We start from the raw sequence: 11653 nt of genomic DNA on the forward strand, positions 1-11653 counted from the left end.
TGTCTACCGCTTTAAACCCCAGTGCAAAATAGTATCGATCCAAGTGCGATGGATGATTTGTCACATCTTCAATTGAGGGCTGTAATCAGCGCACATTCTTCCTGCCGCAGGAAGACACAAAAACAATAACTGTCCTTCTGTAACCCTTGGGTCGCAGAAAAGGAGTGCACGATGCAACCTTCTGTAAAAGCTCTGCTTGCCCTCACCTGCATGACCCTCAGCAGCGTCAGCCTCGGCGCGCAGACGCTGACCATCGCCACCGTCAACAACAGCGACATGATCCGCATGCAAAAGCTCTCGAAAACCTTCGAGGCCGAGCACCCGGACATCAAGCTCAACTGGGTGGTACTGGAAGAAAACGTCCTGCGCCAACGCCTGACCACTGACATCGCCACTCAGGGCGGACAGTTCGATGTGCTAACCATCGGCATGTACGAAGCCGCACTGTGGGGTGCCAAGGGTTGGCTGGAGCCGATGAAGGATTTGCCGGCGTCTTATGCCCTCGACGACGTCTTCCCGTCGGTGCGTGAGGGCCTCTCAGTCAAGGGTTCCCTGTACGCCCTGCCGTTCTACGCCGAAAGCTCGATCACGTATTACCGCACCGACCTGTTCAAGGATGCGGGGCTGACGATGCCCGAGCGCCCGACCTGGACCCAGATCGGTGAATTCGCCGGCAAACTGACCAACAAGGATAAAGAACAGTACGGTATTTGCCTGCGCGGTAAAGCCGGCTGGGGCGAAAACATGGCACTGATCACCACCATCGCCAACGCCTATGGCGCACGTTGGTTCGATGAGAAATGGCAGCCGCAATTCACCGGTCCAGAGTGGAAAAACGCCCTGAACTTCTACGTCGACACCATGAAGCAGTCCGGCCCACCGGGCGCTTCCAGCAACGGTTTCAATGAAAACCTGGCACTGTTCAACAGCGGCAAATGCGCAATCTGGGTCGATGCCAGCGTTGCCGGCTCGTTCGTCACCGACAAAACCCAAAGCAAGGTGGCCGACCAGGTTGGCTTCACCTATGCCCCGCACGAAATCACCGACAAGGGCTCGGCGTGGCTCTATTCCTGGGCGCTGGCGATCCCGACCAGTTCCAAGGCCAAGGACGCCGCCAAAACATTCAGTGCCTGGGCCACTTCCAAGGAATACGGCGCGCTGGTCGCGGAGAAAGACGGCATCGCCAACGTGCCGCCCGGCACTCGTGCTTCGACCTACAGCGAGGCCTACATGAATGCCGCGCCGTTCGCCAAGGTCACGCTGGAGTCGCTCAAAGCAGCGGACCCGAGCAAGCCGACGCTCAAGCCCGTGCCGTATATCGGTATTCAGTTGGTGACCATTCCTGAATTTCAGGGCATTGGCACCCAGGTCGGCAAGTCGTTCTCGGCGGCGCTGATTGGGCAAACCACGGTCGATCAAGCGCTGAACGCGGCGCAGCAAACCACCGAGCGTGAGATGAAGCGCGCCGGTTATCCCAAGTAACCCACTCCTTTTGCTCCTGACTTCTGTAGGAGTGAGCCTGCTCGCGATGACGGTCTCTCATTCAAAACAATGAGTGACTGAAACACCGCTATCGCGAGCAGGCTCACTCCTACATTAGATATCTATAGGTCTGTATGACTCGGTTGTGATCACCATGAATATTTCAACTGCCAAAGCTCACATGGACATTCCCCAACCGGTGCGTAAAAGCCGGTTGGCCAACCCCGGCTGGTTTCTGGTCAGTCCTTCGGTCGCCCTGTTGCTGCTGTGGATGATCGTGCCGCTGGGCATGACCGTCTACTTCTCGACCATTCGCTACAACCTGCTCAATCCGGGTGAAAACGAGTTCGTCGGGCTGGAGAACTTCACTTACTTCCTGACGGATTCGGGCTTCCTGCCCGGTGCCAGCAACACCTTGTTGCTGGTGGGCAGCGTGCTGCTGATCAGCGTGGTGTTCGGCGTGCTGATCAGTGCACTGCTTGAAGCCAGTGAGTTCATGGGCCGCGGGATCGTGCGGGTCATGCTGATCTCGCCGTTCTTCATCATGCCCACCGTCGGTGCGTTGATCTGGAAGAATCTGATTTTCCATCCGGTGTCAGGGATTCTCGCCTACGTCTGGAAACTGTTCGGCGCGCAACCGGTGGACTGGCTGGCGCACTACCCGTTGCTGTCGATCATTATCATTGTGTCCTGGCAATGGCTGCCCTTCGCGATCCTGATCCTGATGACGGCCATGCAGTCCCTCGACCAGGAACAGAAAGAAGCCGCACGCCTCGACGGCGCCGGGCCCGTCGCCATCTTCTGGCACCTGACCTTGCCGCACCTGGCGCGGCCGATTGCCGTGGTGGTGATGATCGAAACCATCTTCCTGCTCTCGGTGTTCGCCGAAATCTTCACCACCACCAACGGCGGCCCCGGCTACGCCTCGACCAACCTCGCCTACCTGATCTACAACCAGGCGCTGGTGCAGTTCGACGTCGGCATGGCATCCGCCGGCGGCTTGATCGCGGTGGTGATTGCCAACATCGCGGCCATCGTGCTGGTGCGCATGATCGGCAAAAACCTGACAGACAAAGCCTGAGGCCTGCGCCATGACCCTTCAACAATCCCGTCGCCTGCAAAGCCTGTTGCTCGGCACGCTGGCCTGGGCCATCGCCATCCTGATTTTCTTCCCGATCTTCTGGATGGTGCTGACCAGCTTCAAAACCGAAATCGACGCCTTCGCCACGCCACCGCAGTTCATCTTCACGCCGACCCTGGAGAACTACCTGCACATCAACGAGCGCAGCGATTACTTCAGCTTCGCCTGGAACTCGGTGGTGATCTCCTTCAGCGCCACGGCGTTGTGCCTGCTGATCGCCGTGCCGGCGGCCTACTCCATGGCGTTCTACGAAACCCAACGCACCAAAGGCACGCTGCTGTGGATGCTCTCCACCAAGATGCTGCCGCCGGTGGGCGTATTGATGCCGATTTACCTGCTGGCCAAGACCTTCGGCCTGCTCGACACGCGCATCGCGCTGATCGTGATTTACACGCTGATCAACCTGCCGATTGTGGTCTGGATGATTTACACCTACTTCAAAGACATCCCCAAAGACATCCTCGAAGCCGCGCGCCTCGACGGCGCCACGCTGTGGCAGGAAATGGTCCGGGTGCTGCTGCCGATCGCCAAGGGCGGCCTGGCTTCAACCGTTTTGCTGTCGCTGATCCTGTGCTGGAACGAGGCGTTCTGGTCCTTGAACCTGACCTCATCCAAAGCCGCGCCGCTGACCGCGTTGATTGCCTCTTACTCAAGCCCTGAAGGCTTGTTCTGGGCCAAGTTGTCGGCGGTGTCGACCCTGGCTTGCGCGCCGATCCTGATCTTCGGCTGGATCAGCCAGAAACAATTGGTCCGCGGCCTGTCGTTCGGTGCCGTGAAATAGCCCTCAAAGAATAAGCACAAAAGGAGCGCCACCATGGCCAACCTGAAAATCAAGAATCTGCAAAAAGGCTTCGAAGGCTTTTCCATCATCAAAGGCATCGACCTGGAAGTGAACGACAAGGAATTCGTGGTGTTCGTCGGCCCGTCGGGTTGCGGCAAATCGACCCTGCTGCGCCTGATCGCCGGCCTGGAAGAAGTCAGCGGCGGCACCATCGAGCTCGACGGCCGCGACATCACCGAAGTCAGCCCGGCCAAGCGCGACCTGGCGATGGTGTTCCAGACCTACGCCCTGTACCCGCACATGACCGTGAAAAAGAACATGTCGTTCGCCCTGGATCTGGCCGGCGTACCAAAGGCTGAAGTCGAGAAGAAAGTCGGCGAAGCGGCGCGCATCCTGGAGCTGGGACCAATGCTTGAGCGCAAGCCCAAGCAACTCTCCGGCGGCCAGCGTCAACGCGTCGCAATCGGCCGCGCCATCGTGCGCAACCCGAAAATCTTCCTGTTCGACGAACCGCTGTCCAACCTCGACGCCGCGCTGCGCGTGCAGATGCGCCTGGAACTGTTGCGCCTGCACAAAGACCTGCAAGCGACGATGATTTACGTGACCCACGATCAGGTCGAAGCGATGACCATGGCCGACAAAGTCGTCGTCCTCAACGGCGGCAAAATCGAGCAAGTCGGCTCGCCGCTGGACTTGTACCACCAGCCAGCCAACCTGTTTGTCGCCGGGTTCCTCGGCACGCCGAAAATGGGTTTCCTCAAGGGCAAAGTCACCCGAGTCGAGAGCCAAAGCTGTGAAGTCCTGCTGGATGCCGGCACCCGCATTACCCTGCCGCTGAGCGGTGCCCAACTGAACGTCGGCGGCGCGGTGACCCTGGGCATTCGTCCCGAGCATCTAAACCTCGCACAAACCGGCGACTGCACCTTGCAGGTCACCGCCGACGTCAGCGAACGCCTGGGCAGCGACACCTTCTGCCACGTCGTGACCGCTTCCGGCGAAGCGTTGACCATGCGCGTTCGTGGCGACCTCGCCAGCCGTTACGGCGAGTCGCTGAGCCTGCACCTGGACGCCGAACACTGCCATTTATTCGATGCCGACGGCGTGGCGCTGACCCGCCCGCTGCGTGCAGCGGCCTGATTTAGAGAGCCCGTGATGAAACTCAACCAACAGAACCTCAACCGCCTCGCCCCCGAAGTGGCCCTGCCCGCCTACGCCCTGAGCGATACGCGCCAAGGCATCGCCCACATCGGCGTCGGAGGTTTTCACCGTGCCCATCAGGCGTATTACACCGACGCCTTGATGAATACCGGAGAAGGCCTGGACTGGGCGATTTGCGGGGTCGGCCTGCGCGCCGAAGACCGCCGCGCCCGGGACGATCTCCAAGAGCAGGATTACCTCTTCACCCTGTTCGAACTGGGCGACACCGACGACACCGAGATCCGGGTCATCGGCGCGATTCGCGACATGCTGTTGGCCGAAGACGGCGCGCAGGTGTTGATCGACAAACTCGCCAGCCCAGAGATCCGCATCGTCTCGCTGACCATCACCGAAGGCGGTTATTGCATCGACGACAGCAACGGCGAGTTCATGGCGCACCTGCCGCAAATCCAGCACGACCTGGCCAACCCGAACGCACCGAAAACCGTGTTCGGCTTCCTCTGCGCTGCGCTGGCCAAACGTCGCGCCGCCGGCACGCCGGCCTTCACCTTGATGTCCTGCGATAACCTGCCGCACAACGGCGCCGTCACCCGCAAAGCCTTGTTGGCCTTCGCCGCGTTGCGCGATGCCGATCTGCGTGACTGGATCGCCACCAGCGTGAGCTTTCCCAACGCGATGGTCGACCGCATCACGCCAATGACCAGCACTGAACACAAGCTGCAACTTCACGACAAACATGCCGTCGACGATGCCTGGCCGGTGGTCTGCGAACCGTTTGTGCAGTGGGTGCTGGAAGACAAGTTCGTCAACGGCCGTCCGGCCTGGGAAAAGGTCGGCGTGCAATTCACCGACGACGTCACGCCGTATGAAGAGATGAAGATCAAACTGCTCAACGGCAGTCATCTGGCCCTGACGTATCTGGGGTTCCTGAAGGGTTATCGCTTCGTACACGAGACCATGAACGACCCGCTGTTTGTGCAGTACATGCGTGCCTACATGGATCTGGACGTCACACCGCAACTGTCGCCCGTGCCGGGGATTGATCTGACGGAGTACAAGAACACGCTGGTGGCGCGTTTCTCCAATCAGGCGATTGCCGATCAGTTGGAGCGTGTGTGTTCGGACGGCTCGTCAAAGTTTCCCAAGTTCACCGTTCCGACGATTAATCGCCTGATTGCCGATGGCCAGGAGACCAAGCGTGCCGCGTTGGTGGTGGCGGCCTGGGCGTTATATTTGAAAGGCGTGGATGAGAATGGGGATACTTATTCGATACCCGATCCGCGGGCGACGTTCTGCCAGGCCTTGGTGGCCGATGATGCGTTGATCACCCAGCGGTTGCTGGAGGTTGAGGAGATCTTTGGTACGGCGATTCCCCGTTCGCCGGAGTTTGTAGCGGCGTTTGAATGGTGCTGTGACAGCTTGCGGGAGGTGGGTGTGACGCGGACGTTGGAAAAAATCCTCGCCGCGTGATGATCGTTCCCACGCTCTGCGTGGGAATGCACCCCGGGACGCTCGGCGTCCCATTCAGAAGCGGATGCAGAGCGTCCATTGCGGTATTCCCACGCAGAGCGTGGGAACGATCTGTACGGGGTACACATGACAAATCAACACCTCTTCCTCGGCATCGACTGCGGCACCCAAGGCACCAAAGCCGTGATCCTCGACGCCCACAGTGGCCAGGTCCTGGGCCAGGGCGCCGCCGTGCATAGCTTGATCAGCGGCGCCAACGGTCGTCGCGAGCAAGACACCCGTCAGTGGCTGGAAGCGTTCGCCCTGGCGACCCGCCGCGCGTTACTCGCGGCGCACGTCGACGGCCAGGACATCCTCGGCATCGGCGTCTCCGGTCAGCAGCACGGCCTGGTGCTGCTCGACGACCAGGGCCAAGTGCTGCGTCCGGCCAAGCTCTGGTGCGACACCGAGTCCACCCCGGAAAACGACCGGTTGCTGGTTCACCTCGGCGGCGAAAAAGGCTCACTGGAGCGCCTCGGCGTGGTCATTGCGCCGGGGTACACCGTTTCCAAATTGCTGTGGACCAAAGAACAGCACCCGGACATTTTCGCCCGGATCGCCCGCATCCTCCTGCCCCACGACTACCTGAACCACTGGCTCACCGGCCGCAGTTGCAGCGAGTACGGCGACGCCTCAGGCACCGGGTATTTCAACGTGCGGACCCGCCAGTGGGATTTGCAGTTGCTGCGTGACATCGACCCGACCGGACGCCTGCAAGCCGCGTTGCCGGAGTTGATCGACGCGCATCAAGCGGTCGGCACGATCCTGCCGAGCATCGCCGAACATCTCGGCATCAACCCGCAAGCGCTGGTGTCCAGCGGGGGCGGCGACAACATGATGGGCGCGATCGGCACCGGCAATATCAAACCCGGCGCGATCACCATGAGCCTCGGCTCTTCGGGGACGGTGTACGCCTATGCCGACCAGCCGAAAGTCAGCCCGGATGCATCGGTCGCCACGTTCTGCTCGTCCAGCGGCGGCTGGCTGCCGCTGATCTGCACCATGAACCTGACCAACGCCACGGGGGTCATCCGCGAGCTGTTCGACCTTGATATCGAACGCTTCAACGAATTGGTCGAGCAGGCGCCCATCGGTGCCGACGGCGTGTGCATGCTGCCGTTCCTCAATGGCGAACGCGTCCCCGCCCTGCCCCATGCCACCGGCAGCCTGCTGGGCTTGACCATGACCAACCTGACCCAGGCCAACCTGTGCCGCGCAGTTGTCGAAGGCACGACCTTCGGTTTGCGTTACGGACTGGACCTGCTGCGCCAGAATGGCTTACAAAGCCGCAGCATTTGCCTGATCGGCGGCGGCTCGAAAAGCCCGGTGTGGCGGCAGATCGTCGCCGACATCATGAACACCCCGGTGATCTGTACCGAGCAGAGCGAAGCGGCAGCCCTGGGCGCAGCGATTCAGGCGGCGTGGTGCAAGTCCTGGGCAAACGGCCACGAGGACAGTCTGGCGGACCTGTGCGAGCGTTGCGTGAAGCTCGATCCGGCCAGTGAAACCTTGCCGATTGCTGACAATGTGGCGGCCTGTCAGCAGGCCTATGAACGCTATCAACAACATGTCGCAACCCTTTAAAGAGCGAACAACTATGTATCTGGTGTGTGGCGAAGCGCTGTTCGATTTCTTCAGTGAAGAAGACGCCAGTGGCCTGGCTTCAAAAGTGAACTTCAAGGCAATTGCCGGCGGTTCGCCGTTCAATGTGGCGGTTGGTTTGCGTCGGTTGGGTGTCGAGGCGGCGCTGTTTGCCGGGTTGTCCACCGACTACCTCGGTCGACGTTTGCAGCAAGTGCTGCAAGATGAAGGTGTGCGCCCGGATTACCTGGTGGATTTCGCCGCACCGACCACGCTGGCCATGGTCGCCGTCGGCGCCAATGGCTCGCCCCACTACAGCTTTCGTGGTGAAGGTTGCGCAGACCGGCAGCTCAAAACTGAGCATTTGCCTGAACTGGGCCCGCAAGTGCGCGGTTTGCACATCGGCTCGTTTTCACTGGTGGTGCAACCGATTGCCGACACCTTGCTGGCGTTGGTGCAGCGTGAAAGCGGCAAACGCCTGATCAGCCTTGATCCGAATGTGCGACTCAATCCTGAGCCGAACATCGACCTGTGGCGCTCGCGGATGGCGACGCTGGTTGAGTTAGCCGACTTGATCAAAGTCAGCGATGAAGACTTGAGCCTGTTGTACCCCGAGCAAGATCCGCAGCGGGTGATTGAGGGTTGGCTGCAGCATCGCTGTCAGTTGGTATTCCTGACCCGCGGTGGCGAGGGTGCAACGGTGTTCAGCCGTGCGCATGGTTCGTGGTCGGTGCCGGCGAGCGCAGTGAAAATCGCTGATACCGTGGGCGCGGGTGATACGTTCCAGGCGGCATTGATTACCTGGTTGACCGAGCAGCAGCTGGATTCGGTTGAAGGTGTGCAATCCCTTGAGCGCGGGCAAATCGACGGGATGCTGAAGTTCGCGGTGCAGGCGGCGGCGCTGACGTGCAGCAAGACCGGGCCGGATTTGCCGTATCGGCACCAACTCATCTGATGAATCGTCCCCGCGGTGAACTGAAACTGTCGGGGGCGAATATTTCACGAATAGCAAAACGACGACTTCAACCGCCCAGTCAATGCGCACTAACAGCTTCCGTCTACTGTTAGATCTGACAGTAGTCGAGCTTCATTTTTTGATATTCACTCCTCTTGTGATGTTGCTGCAACGGACTCGAACAACGATCGGGTTCAAGCGGGTATGCCGACAAGATGGAGCAGAAAAAATGAAACAGAATACAACTGAAAATCTAACTTCGCTGAACCTGATCCTCGCTACATTCGTTTTGGCATACGGCACTGACGCCATCGCGGCCAAAACTCTGCAAATACATATGGCCAAAGACGTTTCATCGTGTGAAGTGATCGATATCAACAACTATCAACGCGCTGTTGGAAACTGCACCGCCTCTAATGGCGCGGTGATCGTTTGGCGCTCGGATGACATTGGTTCGGTCATCCTCCCGAGCCTTGAACAAGGACAAGACTGCAAAGTTCTGGGAATTGGTATCGACGGAACCATTTCAGGCAACTGCAAAGAAAAAAACGGCCTGGAGTTCGGGACGATCTGGAAACCTCCCTATACCGTTGCCACTAAACTGGAGCCGCTTCGCAGCATCCTCCAAGACCAGAAAAACCCGGACGATGTCAGTTCACAAGCGGTTGCATACAACAACAGCGGGTTTGTCGTGGGACAAAGCCTCGACAAAAATGGCCGCGCCACAGCATCAATGTGGACCTCCATTGACGCTAAAAACCCGATGACAGTGTCAACCCCCAGAGATAACTGCCAGGCCGTTGCGATCAACGATCAGATGGCGCCCGACGTGCCTCGTGTCGCGCTCAACTGCAGTGACGATGCCGGACAAGGCATCGCGAGAATTGCCTACAGAGATCTTTCTGGTTTCATCGCCGTCAAGGTAAACGCCCCTCCGACTTACACGTCATGCCAAATTAGAGCCGTCAGCAATGCAGGCAGGTATGTAGGTGGGTGTGTCTCGGCGAACAAAAAGACCATGGCGACTTACTGGGATTGGTCGAACCCGGAGCCCCATGTACTCGACTTGCATAATTTCACGTCTAGCGTTGTTGGCGTTGCCGTTAATAACATTGGAAACATTGCACTCGATTACCGAGATCTGGGCGGCACACCAAACCCCGGGTATTGGCACCCACAAGACATCGCCATCAATATTGTCACTGCACCAAAAGGTCAGACCTATGGCCGGATCAAACGCATTAGCGACAATAACGTCCTGCTGCTGCGAAAAGAAAACGACGGACAAAAAGTGGTTGGCGATGTCGTGGGTTCGGAGCCGCCAGAGTTCACTATGGTGGGAGGTGGTGAGTTCGGTGGAGTGACGGCTATTTCTCCCAATGGAGAATTCATGGCAGAAATAAAGTACTGAGAAAGTTTAGAGAAAAGCCTCCACCGATAAAATATTCCGAGCATGAGTACGGCACTTCCACTTCTCACAAGACGGGGACATTGCAACTCACACTAACACCAACAGCGACACAAAAAAAATACAACGCTCTACTCGCGAACAAATACGCTAAACCCAGGCAGGAGCCAACATGAAAATCCTATATGCACTTTTGCTCTTCATGCTTTCAATTTTGTTTATACCTTTCGCTATAAGTCAAGAGAGCCCTCCCATTCTTGTGGATATCGGACTTCACAACTTCGGAAACTGCGTTGCGATTGCAGCCAACGACCGGCATAACGCAGTCGGGCAATGCACTGATGAAAAAGACAGCACCAAAAAAGTGGCCTGGTTCAGGTACAAGTCTGGTAATACTACGTACACCTTGCTTCCGATGGTGCCAGGCATGCCTTGCGAAGCACTGCGGATTACAGAGCGGAATCAGGTATATGGAACATGCAGCTCCACTGATGGTACCAAGGTACCGGTGGCTTGGGATGGAGACCAACCAAGCATCCCGCCCATCGTGTTGAAGCCTGCAATGGTTGGTACATCGCCTGACAAAAGCGCCACAGTCAAAAGTGTTGGCCAGACCGTCACGGTAGGTCAAAGCTTCAAGGAGCCTAATCTTAAAGGGGAATCGATGGCAGTTTACTGGCGCGTTAATAGTGATGTGGCAGTGCCGATAACCGGCTCATGGGACGGCTGCGTCCCCACTTCAATCATGGAGTCGCCTACAAACTATAACTGGATCACTCTCAACTGCCCCGACACAACTGGTAACCTTAAAGCAAAAATCGCTACAAAAAAGCCAGGGAATTCGACGTATGTAATAACAGCATTAAAAATGCCAGAGAACAGTACTCGTTGCACGCTAGGCAACGCCAGCGAGTATGGACGAGTACTGGGAACATGTAACTTTTCAGGTGGGATATCCCGAGCAACCTACTGGCCGACTCCCGACGGAGAACCTAGCGTAATGAAGAAGGAACCCGACGATAAAAGCGTGTCGGCGTACATTAATGCTGAAGGTATAAAGCTGATTGTCTATATAGATAACGCTGGGCATGAACATGATGCCTTGTGGGACATCCACCAAGGAAAGGTCATTGAAATCGAGCCTTTGCCCAGTACGTCTATCGTAAGCACTGCAGGTATCGCGGATAAAAACACCACCGTATTGATCAATACCCGCAGTGCCGAAAAAGTCAACCAGGGTGCTTACTTGTCGGATTCGCTGAAAACGGTGGGGATTGGATTCTATAAGGGAGGCAATGCCAGTCATTTGCAAGGGATCAACCCAGAAGGCACCTTCGGTGTAGGCTCCGCGATAGGTGCAGATGGCAAAAGATATGCTATTGGTTTTTCCATACCTCATTAGCTGGAACTGAGTCTTAGCCAGGACGAACGCTTTTCGTTCGTCCTGTATTTGCAATACCCTGCGCACGTTAAGGTTCAATCGTCCATTCTGCGCCACTTGCTGAGTTCCCGGATGCGCTTTACTCGTTAACGTCTCCGTCTCTGCCTGGATGCGCTAAAACCCAAGACTGAACTCCTGGTTAGCCGAAGAATTGAGAGGTGCAGGTTTATTGGGTTCTGAAATGGCCTGCGGTTTCT

At 57.6% G+C, this 11653-nt stretch carries 9 protein-coding genes; all 9 read left to right on the forward strand.

All coding sequences use genetic code 11. The features are described 5' to 3' along the window. Window positions 1-171 precede the first annotated feature (171 nt). The 9 genes from J2X66_RS11910 (at window position 172) to J2X66_RS11950 (ending at window position 11417) form a co-directional block, all read left to right on the forward strand. Window positions 172-1482, forward strand: a complete 1311-nt coding sequence (locus J2X66_RS11910; protein WP_310264389.1) for a sugar ABC transporter substrate-binding protein — start codon at window positions 172-174, stop codon at window positions 1480-1482. Window positions 1483-1636: 154 nt separating this feature from the next. Next, entirely contained in the window at window positions 1637-2563 is a 927-nt protein-coding gene (locus tag J2X66_RS11915) for a carbohydrate ABC transporter permease (protein WP_405046769.1), read from the forward strand. Between the two features lie 10 nt (window positions 2564-2573). Then, window positions 2574-3404: a carbohydrate ABC transporter permease gene (locus J2X66_RS11920; protein WP_123431547.1), complete on the forward strand. Its 831-nt coding sequence runs from the start codon at window positions 2574-2576 to the stop codon at window positions 3402-3404. Between the two features lie 33 nt (window positions 3405-3437). Further along, complete coding sequence (locus tag J2X66_RS11925; RefSeq protein ID WP_310264392.1) at window positions 3438-4541, forward strand: sn-glycerol-3-phosphate ABC transporter ATP-binding protein UgpC; 1104 nt, start codon at window positions 3438-3440, stop codon at window positions 4539-4541. Between the two features lie 15 nt (window positions 4542-4556). Next, window positions 4557-6032 carry a mannitol dehydrogenase family protein gene (locus J2X66_RS11930; protein WP_310264394.1) on the forward strand — a complete coding sequence of 492 codons (1476 nt, stop codon included), beginning with the start codon at window positions 4557-4559 and terminating at the stop codon, window positions 6030-6032. Between the two features lie 126 nt (window positions 6033-6158). Then, window positions 6159-7655 (forward strand): xylulokinase, encoded by a 1497-nt coding sequence (xylB, locus tag J2X66_RS11935; protein WP_310264397.1) that lies wholly within the window; start codon window positions 6159-6161, stop codon window positions 7653-7655. Between the two features lie 13 nt (window positions 7656-7668). Beyond that, window positions 7669-8607 carry a carbohydrate kinase gene (locus J2X66_RS11940; RefSeq protein WP_310264399.1) on the forward strand — a complete coding sequence of 313 codons (939 nt, stop codon included), beginning with the start codon at window positions 7669-7671 and terminating at the stop codon, window positions 8605-8607. A 229-nt stretch (window positions 8608-8836) separates the two neighbouring features. Next, window positions 8837-10018 (forward strand): hypothetical protein, encoded by a 1182-nt coding sequence (locus J2X66_RS11945; RefSeq protein WP_310264402.1) that lies wholly within the window; start codon window positions 8837-8839, stop codon window positions 10016-10018. A gap of 169 nt (window positions 10019-10187) precedes the next feature. Then, window positions 10188-11417: a hypothetical protein gene (locus tag J2X66_RS11950; protein WP_310264404.1), complete on the forward strand. Its 1230-nt coding sequence runs from the start codon at window positions 10188-10190 to the stop codon at window positions 11415-11417. Window positions 11418-11653 lie beyond the last annotated feature (236 nt).

The organism is Pseudomonas sp. 3296 (assembly GCF_031456615.1).
Taxonomy (GTDB): Bacteria; Pseudomonadota; Gammaproteobacteria; order Pseudomonadales; family Pseudomonadaceae; genus Aquipseudomonas; species Aquipseudomonas mucoides.

Excerpts from the sequence above, each read along its gene's own strand:
- J2X66_RS11910 (WP_310264389.1), top strand. The coding sequence starts at position 172 with ATGCAACCTTCTGTAAAAGCTCTGCTTGCCCTCACCTGCATGACCCTC.
- J2X66_RS11915 (WP_405046769.1), top strand. The coding sequence starts at position 1,637 with ATGAATATTTCAACTGCCAAAGCTCACATGGACATTCCCCAACCGGTG.
- J2X66_RS11920 (WP_123431547.1), top strand. The coding sequence starts at position 2,574 with ATGACCCTTCAACAATCCCGTCGCCTGCAAAGCCTGTTGCTCGGCACG.
- J2X66_RS11925 (WP_310264392.1), top strand. The coding sequence starts at position 3,438 with ATGGCCAACCTGAAAATCAAGAATCTGCAAAAAGGCTTCGAAGGCTTT.
- J2X66_RS11930 (WP_310264394.1), top strand. The coding sequence starts at position 4,557 with ATGAAACTCAACCAACAGAACCTCAACCGCCTCGCCCCCGAAGTGGCC.
- xylB (WP_310264397.1), top strand. The coding sequence starts at position 6,159 with ATGACAAATCAACACCTCTTCCTCGGCATCGACTGCGGCACCCAAGGC.
- J2X66_RS11940 (WP_310264399.1), top strand. The coding sequence starts at position 7,669 with ATGTATCTGGTGTGTGGCGAAGCGCTGTTCGATTTCTTCAGTGAAGAA.
- J2X66_RS11945 (WP_310264402.1), top strand. The coding sequence starts at position 8,837 with ATGAAACAGAATACAACTGAAAATCTAACTTCGCTGAACCTGATCCTC.
- J2X66_RS11950 (WP_310264404.1), top strand. The coding sequence starts at position 10,188 with ATGAAAATCCTATATGCACTTTTGCTCTTCATGCTTTCAATTTTGTTT.